Source organism: Psychrobacillus sp. FSL K6-1464, from assembly GCF_038003145.1.
GTDB classification, from domain to species: domain Bacteria; phylum Bacillota; class Bacilli; order Bacillales_A; family Planococcaceae; genus Psychrobacillus; species Psychrobacillus psychrotolerans.
On record NZ_JBBOOP010000001.1, the window covers coordinates 1 to 15,645 of the forward strand.

Sequence of the window (15,645 nt, forward strand, 5' to 3'; positions counted from 1 at the left end):
TTGGAACACTTAGAAGAACTTTGGGCTAAAGTTCTCTCTGAAGTAGAAAAGAAAACATCTAAACCAAGTTTTGAAACTTGGCTGAAGTCGACCAAACTACTTTCATATAAAGGAGAAACTGTTACGATAGCTGCACCTAACTCATTTGCTAGAGATTGGTTAGAAAATCATTATGTTCACCTAATAGCTGGCATATTAACCGAGTTAACTGGAAACGAACTATTAATATCTTTCGTTGTCCCGAAAAATCTAGACATGGATGATTTCGACATGCCTAAACCAAAAATCTCTGCAAATAATGGAGATCAACCAGATTTTTCACCTGGAATGTTAAATTCCAAGAATACATTTGACACGTTTGTCATTGGATCTGGGAATCGCTTCGCCCATGCAGCCTCTTTAGCTGTTGCCGAGGCCCCTGCTAAAGCTTACAATCCACTTTTCATATATGGAGGAGTTGGACTAGGAAAAACCCACTTAATGCATGCGATTGGTCATTATGTACAAGAACACAATCCAAATGCTAAAGTGGTTTATTTATCTTCTGAAAAGTTTACAAATGAGTTTATCAACTCTATAAGAGATAATAAAGCAGTCAATTTCCGCAATAAGTATAGAAATGTAGATGTGTTATTAATAGATGATATTCAGTTCCTTGCAGGAAAAGAATCAACTCAAGAAGAATTTTTTCATACATTTAATGCTCTGCATGAAGAATCTAAGCAAATTGTCATTTCAAGTGACCGTCCGCCAAAAGAAATTCCTACTTTAGAGGATCGTTTGCGTTCTCGCTTTGAATGGGGATTAATCACGGATATTGCACCACCAGATTTAGAAACTCGTATTGCTATTTTACGCAAAAAAGCTCGTGCTGATGGATTAGATATCTCAGATGACGTGATGGCATATATAGCAAACCAAATAGACTCTAATATTCGTGAGTTAGAAGGTGCTCTCATCCGAGTAGTAGCCTATTCTTCTCTTATAAATAAGGATATTAATATCGACTTGGCAGCAGAAGCTCTTAAAGATATCTTGCCCAATGCTCGTCCAAGAATTATCACGATTTTAGATATTCAAAAGGTTGTTGGGGAGCATTTTCATATTAGATTAGAAGATTTTGTTGCAAAAAAACGTACAAAGTCCATAGCATTCCCACGCCAAGTAGCTATGTATCTTTCACGAGAGCTGACTGATTTTTCGTTGCCTAAAATTGGAGAAGAATTTGGTGGACGTGATCATACGACCGTTATTCATGCACACGAAAAAATATCCAGAATGCTAAAAGATGATGCAAATCTTCAAGACGATGTAAAACAAATCAAATCTATTTTAGGTAGGTAAAAAAGATTTTGTGGATAAATGCATAGTTTACTAGATTACTTAGACACAACTTATGCACATGTGGACAAGTAGGTATACGTTAAGAAAAAGATACTTATCAACATATCCACAAGCCCTAGTACTATATCTATTATTCTTTTAAATAAATATAATTATATAAGTGAGGTATAAAAATGAAATTCGAAGTAATGAGAGATAGTTTATTAGAGGGATTAAGCGATGTTATAAAAGCAGTAAGTTCCAAAACAACAATTCCAATTCTGACTGGATTGAAATTAGAAATTACTAATAAAGGACTTTATATTACTGGTAGTGATTCAGATATTACTATTCAAACTTTTATACCTGTTGAAAAAAATGGAGAACAAGTTATTAGTATTACAGAACCTGGCTCTATCGTCCTACAAGCAAGAGTATTCAATGAAATTGTACGGAAGTTGCCTACCAATAATGTAGAAATTGAAGTTACCAATCAATTTCAAACACATATTAGATCAGGAAAATCAGAATTTAATCTTATTGGATTAGATGCATCGGAATATCCAATGCTTCCTGAAATAGAAGAAGAAAGACAATTCTTCATTCCATCTGATTTACTTAAGTCAATTATTAAAGAAACAGTATTTGCAGTATCGACTTCAGAAAGTCGTCCAGTCCTTACTGGTGTCAATTGGCAAGTTAAGGATGGGGAACTTCACTGTATAGCTACTGATAGTCATAGATTAGCTAAGAGAAAAACAGCTATTAAAGATTTACCAGAGGAAGAATATAGTATCGTTATTCCTGGGAAAAGCTTAAATGAATTAAATAAAATTTTAGAGGAAACATCATCAGAAGTTGCGATTGTGATGACTCAACAACAAGTTTTATTTAAAACAGGAAACGTGCTATTTTACTCTCGATTATTAGAAGGTAATTATCCGGATACTTCAAGATTAATCCCAAATGAAAGTAAAACAACTATCTTGGTTAACAGTAAATCTTTACTGCAAGCAATTGATAGAGCTTCTTTACTTGCACGTGAAGAAAGAAACAATGTTGTTCGTTTTTCCACTTTAGGAAATGGATTTATAGAAGTTTCTTCTAACTCACCAGAAATAGGTAATGTCGAAGAACAAATTCAAGCTGAAGAAATAGATGGCGAAGAATTGAAGATTTCATTTAGCGCCAAATATATGATGGATGCTTTAAAAGCTATTGATGGTCAAGATGTTAAGATCTTATTCACAGGGGCTATGAGACCATTTATATTGAAATCTGTGCATGATGATTCCATACTACAACTAATTTTGCCAGTTAGAACTTACTAATATTCATGAGGTAGTCACATTTGTGGCTACCTTTTTTTTTAGGGATTTTTTCCTTACATATTGTCCGCGTTGGTTGGGTAGATGCTTGAGTTACTTCAAGATATCGATAAAAGCTAAGGCGACCTTTTCCTAGAATTCTTCCAGCAATTGATACTCTGATAAGCTCAACGAGGAAGACCATTGTCGGAGCATATATAGGGGCTCACGCTTTTCTTTGCTTATTTCGGTATTTGAGGTAAAATGAAGGGATAATGAAAATGAGAAGAGGTTGAGTTATTGATGGAAGAAATTCGATTTGACTCAGAATATATAACACTTGGGCAATTATTAAAAATGACAGATACAATTAGCTCTGGCGGAATGGCCAAATGGTTTTTAAGTGAGCATGAAGTATTTGTTAACGGAGAAGTAGATCAACGAAGAGGTCGTAAATTACGTCATAATGACGTCGTAAATATTCCGGAAGTAGGAAGATATAAATTGGTTGGACCTGAGAACGGGGCTTGACATGTATATTGAACGTTTAGAGTTAAAAGATTTCCGTAATTATGATTCAATTGAAATGAATTTTTCCTCTAAGATCAATGTATTAATAGGTGAAAATGCGCAAGGTAAAACAAATTTGATGGAGTCTCTCTATGTATTATCCATGGCCAAGTCTCATAGGACCTCAAACGATAAAGAATTGATACGTTGGGACGCAGACTATGGTAAAATAAAAGGGGATATTCAAAAAAAATATGGACACTTACCTTTGGAATTAATTCTTTCCAAAAAAGGGAAAAAGGCCAAGGTGAACCATTTAGAACAAACACGGTTAAGCGATTATATAGGTCAGCTTAATGTCGTAATGTTTGCTCCAGAAGATTTATATTTAGTAAAAGGTAGTCCACAAGTGAGAAGACGATTTCTTGATATGGAAATCGGTCAAATTTCCCCTATTTATTTACATGATTTACTTCAATTCCAAAAAATAATGAAACAGCGAAATCATATTTTAAAACAACATCAAGGGAAGTCGATGTTAAATGATGTGATGTTCGATGTTTATACAGAACAATATATAGAATCCGCTGTAAAAGTGATTCAAAAGAGATTTCACTTTATGCAATTGCTACAACAATGGGCAGAACCCATTCACTTTGGGATTTCTAGAGGTTTAGAAAAATTGCGAATTACCTATAACTCTTCAACTGGGATTCAACCAGAATGGTCAACAAATGAAATGAAAAATCATCTCGAAAAAAAAATAGCAGAAAGTCAGAGTAGAGAACTCTACCGTGGTGTATCCTTAATCGGACCACATCGTGATGATTTACAATTTTTTGTAAATGACTATGACGTTCAAACTTATGGATCTCAAGGACAGCAGCGAACAACAGCATTATCTTTAAAACTTGCTGAAATTGAATTAATAAAACAGGAGGTTGGTGAATCTCCTGTTTTATTACTGGATGATGTTCTATCTGAACTAGATGATTACCGACAATCTCACTTGTTGAATACAATTCAAGGAGATGTACAAACATTTGTAACGACTACAAGTGTAGAAGGAATTGCACATGAAACGATTCAGCAGGCCGAGTTGTTTCATGTGGAACAAGGGACAATAGTAGACCCGTAAAAATTAGTGACGAATATAAATGGTAAACAAAATAATTATTAAATGATTCACCATTATTGAAGGAATGAAAGAGTGGGTGAGCAAGTTGGCTATGGAAGAAAAAGACCTAGAGCAATCTTATGATGCTGATCAGATACAAGTATTAGAAGGATTAGAAGCTGTTCGAAAGCGTCCAGGAATGTATATTGGTACAACAAGTTCAAGAGGGCTTCATCATCTTGTTTGGGAAATTGTTGATAATAGTATTGATGAAGCATTAGCAGGACACTGTGATCATATTATTGTCACTATCGAAAAAGATGATTGGATACGAGTAGAAGACAATGGTCGTGGTATACCAGTCGATAATCAAGAAAAAATGGGTAAACCAGCAGTAGAAGTAATTATGACAATTCTACATGCAGGTGGTAAATTTGGCGGTGGCGGATATAAAGTATCCGGAGGACTACATGGTGTAGGTGCCTCAGTAGTAAACGCCCTATCCGAATATACAGAAGTATATGTTAAACGTGATGAAAAAATTCATCTTATCAAATTTGAACGTGGAGCAGTTTCCGCTCCTTTAGAAGTTATTGGAGAAACAGATGTTACTGGAACAACTACAAGATTCAAAGCTGATAGCGAGATATTCACAGAAACTACAGTATATGAATACGAGATACTTGAACATCGTGTTCGTGAACTTGCGTATTTAAACCGTGGGTTGTCTATAACACTTGCTGATGAAAGAGAAGGAAAAGAAAAAACGATTAAGTATTACTACGAGGGTGGTATTAAATCATACGTAGAAGATTTGAACGAGTCCAAAGAACCTATAACAGAAGAGGCTATCTTCGTTGAAGGCGAAAAGGATGGAATCTCTGTAGAAATTGCAATGCAATACAATTCAGGATACTCTTCTAACATTTTATCTTTTGCTAATAACATAAGTACCTACGAAGGTGGTACGCATGAATCAGGCTTCAAGACAGCATTAACTCGTGTCATAAATGACTATGCAAGAAAAAATGGTTTGTTAAAAGAGGCAGACACCAACTTATCAGGGGATGATGTGCGAGAAGGCTTAACTGCAATTGTGTCCATCAAACATCCAAACCCTCAATTTGAAGGACAAACAAAAACAAAGTTAGGTAACTCCGAAGTAAGTACTATTACTAATAGTCTTTTCTCCGAAGGATTTGATCGATTTTTATTAGAAAATCCTCAAATTTCAAGAAAAGTAGTGGAAAAAGGATTGATGGCTGCTAGAGCTCGGGTTGCTGCTAAGAAAGCTCGTGAATTTACACGACGAAAATCTGCATTAGAGGTTTCTAGCTTACCAGGTAAGTTAGCAGACTGTTCTTCACGTGTTCCCGCAGAAAGTGAACTATATATCGTAGAGGGTGACTCTGCCGGTGGTTCTGCTAAATCTGGCCGAGATCGTCATTTCCAAGCAATATTACCTTTACGTGGGAAAATCCTGAATGTGGAAAAAGCACGTTTAGATAGAATTTTAGGAAATGCTGAGATTCGTGCAATGATCACTGCACTTGGAACTGGTATTGGAGAAGAGTTTACATTAGAAAAAGCTCGTTACCATAAAATTATCATTATGACAGATGCTGACGTAGATGGAGCGCATATTCGGACATTGTTACTTACTTTCTTCTTCCGTTTCATGAGACCATTAATAGAAGCTGGCTATGTATATGCAGCCCAACCACCATTGTATCAAGTGAAACAAGGAAAGCATGTAGAGTATTGTTACAACGATGAACAATTAAAAGAAATATTAGATCGTTTACCTAAAACCTCAAAACCAAATATTCAACGTTATAAAGGGTTAGGAGAAATGGATGCAGATCAACTTTGGGATACTACTATGGATCCTGAAGAACGTACATTACTACAAGTAAATTTAGATAATGCAATGGAAGCAGATAAAGTCTTTGAGCAATTAATGGGCGAAGAAGTAGAACCAAGACGTCTTTTTATTGAAGAGAATGCTGTATACGTGAAAAACTTAGATATATAAGAAAGTGTGTGACTGGAGGTCTTTAGGATGTCAGAAATACCGAATAAAGGCGTTAAAGGGATTAATATTAGTACAGAAATGAGAACCTCATTTCTAGACTATGCAATGAGTGTTATTGTATCCCGTGCCTTACCAGACGTTCGTGACGGGCTAAAACCTGTACATCGTCGAATTTTATATGGTATGCAAGAGTTGGGGAATACGCCTGATAAACCTCATAAGAAATCGGCTCGTATTGTAGGAGACGTAATGGGGAAATATCATCCACATGGTGACTCATCTATTTATGATGCAATGGTCCGTATGGCGCAAGATTTTAGTTATCGTTATATGCTAGTAGATGGTCATGGAAACTTTGGTTCTGTAGATGGTGACGGAGCAGCGGCAATGCGTTATACAGAATCACGTATGTCTAAAATTGCTTTAGAATTATTGCGAGATATCAATAAAAACACCATCGATTATAAAGATAACTATGACGGACAAGAAAAAGAACCAGTTGTATTACCTAGTAGATATCCTAACTTACTTGTAAATGGTGCTTCTGGAATTGCTGTTGGGATGGCTACGAACATTCCATCACATAATCTAGGAGAAGTAATTGACGGAGTGTTAGCTCTAGCTGAAAATCCTGCTATTACGATTGAAGAGTTAATGTCGATTATACCTGGACCAGATTTTCCAACGGGTGGTATTATTTTAGGCCGAAGTGGAATTCGTCGAGCTTATGAAACAGGTAGAGGCTCTATATTAATACGTGCAAAAGTGGAAATTGAAGTAAAATCAAGTGGTAAAGAAGTTATTCTTGTTAAAGAATTACCATATCAAGTAAACAAAGCTCGTTTAATAGAAAAAATCGCAGAATTAGTACGCGATAAAAAAATCGATGGAATTACGCATTTAGCAGATGAATCTGATCGTAATGGAATGCGAATTGTCATTGAAGTACGGAAGGATGCAAATTCTCACGTATTATTAAATAATTTATATAAACAAACTGCATTACAGTCAAGCTTTGGGGTTAATATGCTTGCATTAGTAGATAACCAACCAAAAGTTTTGAATATAAAAGAAATGCTTTATCATTACTTAGAACATCAAAAAGTAGTAATACGTCGTCGCACACAGTTTGAACTGAACAAGGCTCAAGACCGAGCACATATTTTAGAGGGACTTCGAATTGCTTTAGACCATATCGACGAAATTATTAAGTTAATCCGTGCTTCACAAACAGGCGAAGAAGCCAAAAATGGATTGATAGAGACTTTCAATTTATCAGAAAGACAAGCACAAGCTATATTAGATATGCGTTTACAACGTCTAACTGGTTTAGAACGTGATAAAATTGAAGAAGAATATAAAAACTTAATGACACTAATTGAAGAACTAAAATTCATTTTGGCAAATGAGTATCGTGTAGTGGAAATAATTAAAGAAGAAATCTCTGAGATTAGAGATCGCTACGCAGACAAACGCCGAACTGAAATTGTTGCTGGAGGAGCAGAAGTTTTAGAGGATGAAGATTTAATCCCTGTAGAAAATTCTGTGCTTACTTTAACAAACAAAGGATATATTAAACGACTACCTGCTAATACGTATAAGAGCCAAAAAAGAGGTGGACGTGGTGTACAAGGAATGGGTACAAATGAAGATGACTTTGTAGAACATTTATTGTACACATCAACACATGACACAATTCTCTTCTTTACAAACAAAGGGAAAGTTTATCGAGCTCGAGGATTTGAAATTCCAGAATACGGTCGTACAGCTAAAGGCTTGCCAATTATAAACCTATTAGGTGTAGAAAAAGACGAACAGGTTACTGCTATGATTCCAATGGCATCATTTGAAGAGGAAAATTACTTTATCTTCACAACGAAGTATGGGATAACAAAACGTTCTCCTGTTACTGGATTTGCACATATTCGTGCAAATGGGTTGATTGCTATTTCATTGCGTGAGGAAGATGAACTTATTGCTGTACGCTTAACTAATGGTGAGAAACAAATCATTATTGGGACAAGACAAGGTAAATTAGTTCGATTCGAAGAAACCGATATACGTTCGATGGGTAGAACTGCCGGAGGAGTAAGAGGGATTCGTCTGAAAGACGATGACTATGTAGTTGGTATGGAAATTATCGAACCTGAGCAAGAGATTTTAGTTGTTACAGAAAATGGATACGGCAAACGAACTCCAGAGTCGGAATATCGCCTGCAAAGTCGCGGTGGTATGGGTGTTAAAACTTGCCAAATCACCGACAAAAATGGTCCTTTATCAGCTGTTAAGGCGGTTAACGGAACAGAAGACTTAATGCTAATTACGATTAATGGAATGCTTATCCGTATGGATGTAAAAGACATTTCTAAAACAGGCCGTAGTACACAGGGCGTTCGCTTAATGAGGTTATCAGGAGATGAATTAATTTCTACTGTAGCTAAAGTTGAAAAAGAAGATGATGACGAAGATATTTTAGAAAATTTAGAAGAAGATTCTACATTGGAAGAAATTGAAACACCATCAACGGAAGAACAATCTGAATAAAAAGTAAAAACACACCCTTAAATAATTTTATTTAAGGGTGTGTTTTTGTATCTAGTTTAAATTCCATATACTTTCATGATGAATATTTAGTATAATAAATGAAATATTAGGAAAGAAGGAATACTTTATGAACCAAAGCCTCATTAACTTAGAGGAATTAAAATTAGGTACGATAATTGCAGAAGATATATTAGTAAACACTAATTCACCTATCATTCATAAAGAGGCAAAGGTAACTAGAGAACTTATTCAAGTGTTGCGAGCTTTTAATATAACTAAAGTACCCGTTGTTCTAGAAAATGTTTTTAATAGATCAGATGAAGAGATTAAAAAGTTAAATGAGGATAGAGTAGAATCTCTTCCAATAGATGAAAAACCGATAGTGACTACGAGTTTTGTTCAATTATATAAAGATGCTGTAGATAGCTTCTATAAAGAATTCATGGGCTGGGAATCAGGCATGAAAGTAGATGTAGCAAAACTAAGGAACATTATTATGCCTTTAGTTGAAAAAGCAATGGTAGAAAAACAAGTATTTTCTCTCTTAAATATGTATTCTAAAATGGATAAATATATAGCACATCATTCTATAGCAGTTGGAATTATTTCAGGAGCAATAGCGAAAAAGTTGAATTACTCTTCTGGTCAAATAACGCAAATGGCTACGGCCGGTCTAATGGCTGATATAGGTATGGCAAAAGTAGATTCCAAAATAAGAGATAAAAAGTCTGCCCTAACTGAATTCGACTTTTCGGAGATAAAAAAACATACCATTTATAGTTTTCAAATGATAAAAGATAGTCCTTTATTAAAACCTGAAATGAAGTTAGCAATTTTCCAACATCATGAACGTTTAGACGGAAGTGGATATCCGAAAAGTGATAAATTGGATAATGTTTCTGTTTACTCACAAATAATAGCAGTAGCTGATGTCTATCATGCGATGACTTCAGAACGAGTTTACCGTGCCAAGAGTTCCTCTTTTAAAGTATTAGAAATGATTCGAGAAGAAGGATTTGGAAAGTATAATATAGAAGTCGTAAACAAATTAATAGAATTAGTAGGGTCTTTACCAATTTCAACGCGGGTTCTTCTATCAAATGGAGAAAAAGGAGAAGTAATTTTCTTACATAGAGATTCTCCTATGCGCCCAATGATTCGATTATCTGATAGTGGACAAATAATAGATTTAGCTGCTAAAAGAACTCTTCATATAGAAAGTGTTATTAGTTAAAGTAACCTAAACTCTTTCTTCTATTGTTAGGAGAGGAAAGAGTTTAATATTATTTTACAATAAAGTGTTGACATACTTCCGAAAGCTTGATATTATATAGAAGTCGCCAAAACGACATTACAACAACATGAACATTGAAAACTGAACATGCAAAACGTTAAGAAACATAGCTTTCAACTAACTTGTTAGGATGATAGCAAAACAATTTTGGACATCATTTAATGATGATGCCAGCAAAACAAAATGAGCTTTTAAACTAGTTCTAATTTGTTCGCTTTCAATGTGCTCTGCATACTGGAAGTGAACTATTATGGAGAGTTTGATCCTGGCTCAGGACGAACGCTGGCGGCATGCCTAATACATGCAAGTCGAGCGAATGACGAAGAAGCTTGCTTCTTCTGATTTAGCGGCGGACGGGTGAGTAACACGTGGGCAACCTGCCCTGTAGATTGGGATAACTCCGGGAAACCGGGGCTAATACCGAATAATCCATTTCCTCTCATGGGGAGATGTTAAAAGACGGTTTCGGCTGTCACTACAGGATGGGCCCGCGGCGCATTAGCTAGTTGGTGAGGTAACGGCTCACCAAGGCGACGATGCGTAGCCGACCTGAGAGGGTGATCGGCCACACTGGGACTGAGACACGGCCCAGACTCCTACGGGAGGCAGCAGTAGGGAATCTTCCACAATGGACGAAAGTCTGATGGAGCAATGCCGCGTGAGTGAAGAAGGTTTTCGGATCGTAAAACTCTGTTGTGAGGGAAGAACAAGTATGAGAGTAACTGCTCGTACCTTGACGGTACCTCATTAGAAAGCCACGGCTAACTACGTGCCAGCAGCCGCGGTAATACGTAGGTGGCAAGCGTTGTCCGGAATTATTGGGCGTAAAGCGCGCGCAGGCGGTCCTTTAAGTCTGATGTGAAATCCCACGGCTCAACCGTGGAAGGTCATTGGAAACTGGGGGACTTGAGTACAGAAGAGGAAAGCGGAATTCCAAGTGTAGCGGTGAAATGCGTAGAGATTTGGAGGAACACCAGTGGCGAAGGCGGCTTTCTGGTCTGTAACTGACGCTGAGGCGCGAAAGCGTGGGGAGCAAACAGGATTAGATACCCTGGTAGTCCACGCCGTAAACGATGAGTGCTAAGTGTTAGGGGGTTTCCGCCCCTTAGTGCTGCAGCTAACGCATTAAGCACTCCGCCTGGGGAGTACGGTCGCAAGACTGAAACTCAAAGGAATTGACGGGGGCCCGCACAAGCGGTGGAGCATGTGGTTTAATTCGAAGCAACGCGAAGAACCTTACCAGGTCTTGACATCCCGCTGACCGGCCTAGAGATAGGCTTTTCCCTTCGGGGACAGCGGTGACAGGTGGTGCATGGTTGTCGTCAGCTCGTGTCGTGAGATGTTGGGTTAAGTCCCGCAACGAGCGCAACCCTTGATCTTAGTTGCCAGCATTCAGTTGGGCACTCTAAGGTGACTGCCGGTGATAAACCGGAGGAAGGTGGGGATGACGTCAAATCATCATGCCCCTTATGACCTGGGCTACACACGTGCTACAATGGACGGTACAGAGGGTCGCAACCCCGCGAGGGTGAGCAAATCCCATAAAACCGTTCTCAGTTCGGATTGTAGGCTGCAACTCGCCTACATGAAGCCGGAATCGCTAGTAATCGTGGATCAGCATGCCACGGTGAATACGTTCCCGGGCCTTGTACACACCGCCCGTCACACCACGAGAGTTTGTAACACCCGAAGTCGGTGGGGTAACCCTTACGGGAGCCAGCCGCCGAAGGTGGGACAGATGATTGGGGTGAAGTCGTAACAAGGTAGCCGTATCGGAAGGTGCGGCTGGATCACCTCCTTTCTAAGGATAATATCGGAATACGAATTTTTATTCGTATCTTAACGTTTTGCAGTTCAGTTTTGAATGTTCATTTTATATGAAGATTCAACGCTTGTTCTTTGAAAACTGGATAAAACGACATTGAAACAATAAACAACAAGAAATTCTGTTGTGATTATTTACGTAATCACGACGTGTAAGACTTTTTAACTTTTAGGTTAAGTTAATAAGGGCGCACGGTGAATGCCTTGGCACTAGGAGTCGACGAAGGACGGCACTAACACCGATATGCTTCGGGGAGCTGTAAGTGAGCTTTGATCCGGAGATTTCCGAATGGGGAAACCCACTGTTCGTAATGGAGCAGTACATTTGCGTGAATACATAGCGCATCTGAGACACACCCAGGGAACTGAAACATCTAAGTACCTGGAGGAAGAGAAAGAAAATTCGATTCCCTGAGTAGCGGCGAGCGAAACGGGAATAGCCCAAACCAAAAGGCTTGCCTTTTGGGGTTGTAGGACACTCTACATAGAGTTACAAAGGAATGAGTTAGACGAAGCGATCTGGAAAGGTCCGCAGGATAGGGTAAAAGCCCCGTAGTCTAAAATTCATTCTCTCTTGAGTGTATCCTGAGTACGGCGGAACACGTGAAATTCCGTCGGAATCTGGGAGGACCATCTCCCAAGGCTAAATACTACCTAGTGACCGATAGTGAACCAGTACCGTGAGGGAAAGGTGAAAAGCACCCCGGAAGGGGAGTGAAATAGATCCTGAAACCGTGTGCCTACAAGTAGTTAGAGCCCGTTAATGGGTGATAGCGTGCCTTTTGTAGAATGAACCGGCGAGTTACGATCCCATGCAAGGTTAAGTCGAGAAGACGGAGCCGCAGCGAAAGCGAGTCTGAATAGGGCGAATGAGTATGTGGTCGTAGACCCGAAACCAGGTGATCTACCCATGTCCAGGATGAAGGTAAGGTAACACTTACTGGAGGTCCGAACCCACGCACGTTGAAAAGTGCGGGGATGAGGTGTGGGTAGCGGAGAAATTCCAATCGAACCTGGAGATAGCTGGTTCTCTCCGAAATAGCTTTAGGGCTAGCCTCAAACGTTAGAATCTTGGAGGTAGAGCACTGTTTGGACTAGGGGCCCATCCCGGGTTACCGAATTCAGACAAACTCCGAATGCCAATGATTTATGTTTGGGAGTCAGACTGCGAGTGATAAGATCCGTAGTCAAGAGGGAAACAGCCCAGACCACCAGCTAAGGTCCCAAAGTATTTGTTAAGTGGAAAAGGATGTGGCGTTGCTTAGACAACCAGGATGTTGGCTTAGAAGCAGCCATCATTTAAAGAGTGCGTAATAGCTCACTGGTCGAGTGACGCTGCGCCGAAAATGTATCGGGGCTAAACAAATCACCGAAGCTGTGGATTGATACCTTTGGTATCAGTGGTAGGAGAGCGTTCTAAGGGCGTTGAAGTCAGACCGGAAGGACTGGTGGAGCGCTTAGAAGTGAGAATGCCGGTATGAGTAGCGAAAGACGGGTGAGAATCCCGTCCACCGTATGACTAAGGTTTCCTGAGGAAGGCTCGTCCGCTCAGGGTTAGTCGGGACCTAAGCCGAGGCCGATAGGCGTAGGCGATGGATAACAGGTTGATATTCCTGTACCACCAAACCACCGTTTGAGTAATGGGGGGACGCAGAAGGATAGGGTAAGCATGCTGTTGGTTATGCATGTCCAAGCAGTAAGGTGTGAATGTAGGCAAATCCGCATTCTTTAACATTGAGCTGTGATGGCGAGGACGTATGTCTAGAGTTCCTGATTTCACACTGCCAAGAAAAGCCTCTAGCGAGGTGAAAGGTGCCCGTACCGCAAACCGACACAGGTAGTCGAGGAGAGAATCCTAAGGTGAGCGAGAGAACTCTCGTTAAGGAACTCGGCAAAATGACCCCGTAACTTCGGGAGAAGGGGTGCTCTTTTGGGTTCATAGCCTAGAAGAGCCGCAGTGAATAGGCCCAGGCGACTGTTTAGCAAAAACACAGGTCTATGCAAAACCGTAAGGTGAAGTATATGGGCTGACGCCTGCCCGGTGCTGGAAGGTTAAGAGGAGTGCTTAGCGCAAGCGAAGGTGCGAATTGAAGCCCCAGTAAACGGCGGCCGTAACTATAACGGTCCTAAGGTAGCGAAATTCCTTGTCGGGTAAGTTCCGACCCGCACGAAAGGCGTAACGATCTGGGCACTGTCTCAACGAGAGACTCGGTGAAATTATAGTACCTGTGAAGATGCAGGTTACCCGCGACAGGACGGAAAGACCCCGTGGAGCTTTACTATAGCTTGATATTGAATTTTGGTGCAACTTGTACAGGATAGGCAGGAGCCTTAGAGCCCGGAGCGCCAGCTTCGGAGGAGGCGTCGGTGGGATACTGCCCTGGTTGTATTGAAATTCTAACCCATACCCGTAACCCGGGTAGGAGACAGTGTCAGGCGGGTAGTTTGACTGGGGCGGTCGCCTCCTAAAGTGTAACGGAGGCGCCCAAAGGTTCCCTCAGAATGGTTGGAAATCATTCGAAGAGTGTAAAGGCAGAAGGGAGCTTGACTGCGAGACCTACAAGTCGAGCAGGGTCGAAAGACGGGCTTAGTGATCCGGTGGTTCCGCATGGAAGGGCCATCGCTCAACGGATAAAAGCTACCCCGGGGATAACAGGCTTATCTCCCCCAAGAGTCCACATCGACGGGGAGGTTTGGCACCTCGATGTCGGCTCATCGCATCCTGGGGCTGTAGTCGGTCCCAAGGGTTGGGCTGTTCGCCCATTAAAGCGGTACGCGAGCTGGGTTCAGAACGTCGTGAGACAGTTCGGTCCCTATCCGTCGTGGGCGTAGGAAATTTGAGAGGAGCTGTCCTTAGTACGAGAGGACCGGGATGGACACACCGCTGGTGTACCAGTTGTTCTGCCAAGAGCATCGCTGGGTAGCTATGTGTGGACGGGATAAGTGCTGAAAGCATCTAAGCACGAAGCCCCCCTCAAGATGAGATTTCCCATTACGCAAGTAAGTAAGATCCCTCAAAGACGATGAGGTAGATAGGTTCGGGGTGGAAGCGTGGCGACACGTGCAGCTGACGAATACTAATCGATCGAGGACTTAACCAAATTTTGTTTAACGTAACAATGTCGTTTATCCAGTTTTGAGTGAACAAGCACTCTATTTATGAGGGTTTCAAGACACAAGCAGTGCTAGGAAACAAGTGAGAGAAGGAAGGAACGTACTAACGTACGTGACTGACAGATCGAATGAAGTTGACAACGCAATGCGCCGTATATTGGAAGCCGAAAGAGTCTAGTGATGATGGCGAAGAGGTCACACCCGTTCCCATACCGAACACGGAAGTTAAGCTCTTCAGCGCCGATGGTAGTTGGGGGTCTCCCCCTGTGAGAGTAGGACGTCGCTGGGCACCAAAAAGAAGTCGTTACCGAGTTATATCGGTAACGACTTTTTTTATTCTATTCAATACTAAAAAATCTTAATCCTCAGCAGATAGAATAATCTCTTAAAGTATATACCTATCGATAAAATGAAAACTCCACTAAGTCTAACATCTATAAAGCACCGCATTTGAACTGGTTAAAATAAGTAATCTTATATAATTGCTCGAACATTAATCATATTTCTACTTTATATATACATATTAAGAAAATTAAGCATTAGTAGTTGATTTAAATAATATAGAAAGAAAAATCCG

7 protein-coding genes and 3 rRNA genes are annotated in these 15,645 nt (G+C 40.1%); all 10 read left to right on the forward strand.

The window, feature by feature from the left end; genetic code table 11:
- The 10 genes from dnaA (at position 1) to rrf (ending at position 15,357) form a co-directional block, all read left to right on the forward strand.
- Positions 1-1,344, forward strand: coding sequence for a chromosomal replication initiator protein DnaA (gene dnaA / locus MKX39_RS00005; RefSeq protein ID WP_093538017.1), 1,344 nt, complete (start codon positions 1-3; stop codon positions 1,342-1,344).
- A 173-nt stretch (positions 1,345-1,517) separates the two neighbouring features.
- A complete protein-coding gene (dnaN, locus tag MKX39_RS00010; RefSeq protein ID WP_093538018.1) occupies positions 1,518-2,654 on the forward strand; it encodes a DNA polymerase III subunit beta in 1,137 nt (378 codons plus the stop codon).
- 279 nt (positions 2,655-2,933) lie between these two features.
- Positions 2,934-3,161 (forward strand): S4 domain-containing protein YaaA, encoded by a 228-nt coding sequence (yaaA, locus tag MKX39_RS00015; protein ID WP_093538030.1) that lies wholly within the window; start codon positions 2,934-2,936, stop codon positions 3,159-3,161.
- A 1-nt stretch (position 3,162) separates the two neighbouring features.
- Complete coding sequence (gene recF, locus MKX39_RS00020) at positions 3,163-4,278, forward strand: DNA replication/repair protein RecF (RefSeq protein ID WP_340761058.1); 1,116 nt, start codon at positions 3,163-3,165, stop codon at positions 4,276-4,278.
- Between the two features lie 91 nt (positions 4,279-4,369).
- Entirely contained in the window at positions 4,370-6,292 is a 1,923-nt protein-coding gene (gyrB, locus tag MKX39_RS00025; protein WP_175496307.1) for a DNA topoisomerase (ATP-hydrolyzing) subunit B, read from the forward strand.
- A gap of 27 nt (positions 6,293-6,319) precedes the next feature.
- Positions 6,320-8,836 (forward strand): DNA gyrase subunit A, encoded by a 2,517-nt coding sequence (gene gyrA, locus MKX39_RS00030; protein WP_093538021.1) that lies wholly within the window; start codon positions 6,320-6,322, stop codon positions 8,834-8,836.
- 127 nt (positions 8,837-8,963) lie between these two features.
- A complete protein-coding gene (locus MKX39_RS00035; RefSeq protein WP_340761060.1) occupies positions 8,964-10,070 on the forward strand; it encodes an HD-GYP domain-containing protein in 1,107 nt (368 codons plus the stop codon).
- Positions 10,071-10,377: 307 nt separating this feature from the next.
- Positions 10,378-11,931, forward strand: a 16S ribosomal RNA gene (locus MKX39_RS00040).
- Between the two features lie 195 nt (positions 11,932-12,126).
- Positions 12,127-15,055: ribosomal RNA gene (locus MKX39_RS00045) — 23S ribosomal RNA — on the forward strand.
- Between the two features lie 186 nt (positions 15,056-15,241).
- A 5S ribosomal RNA gene (gene rrf / locus MKX39_RS00050) occupies positions 15,242-15,357 on the forward strand.
- Together the 16S, 23S and 5S rRNA genes form the textbook arrangement of a ribosomal RNA operon.
- The last annotated feature ends 288 nt before the right edge of the window (positions 15,358-15,645 follow it).

What these genes read in the sequence shown, in the direction of transcription:
- dnaN (WP_093538018.1), top strand. Translation starts at nt 1,518, where the DNA reads ATGAAATTCGAAGTAATGAGAGATAGTTTATTAGAGGGATTAAGCGAT.
- gyrB (WP_175496307.1), top strand. Translation starts at nt 4,370, where the DNA reads ATGGAAGAAAAAGACCTAGAGCAATCTTATGATGCTGATCAGATACAA.
- recF (WP_340761058.1), top strand. Translation starts at nt 3,163, where the DNA reads ATGTATATTGAACGTTTAGAGTTAAAAGATTTCCGTAATTATGATTCA.
- yaaA (WP_093538030.1), top strand. Translation starts at nt 2,934, where the DNA reads ATGGAAGAAATTCGATTTGACTCAGAATATATAACACTTGGGCAATTA.
- gyrA (WP_093538021.1), top strand. Translation starts at nt 6,320, where the DNA reads ATGTCAGAAATACCGAATAAAGGCGTTAAAGGGATTAATATTAGTACA.
- MKX39_RS00035 (WP_340761060.1), top strand. Translation starts at nt 8,964, where the DNA reads ATGAACCAAAGCCTCATTAACTTAGAGGAATTAAAATTAGGTACGATA.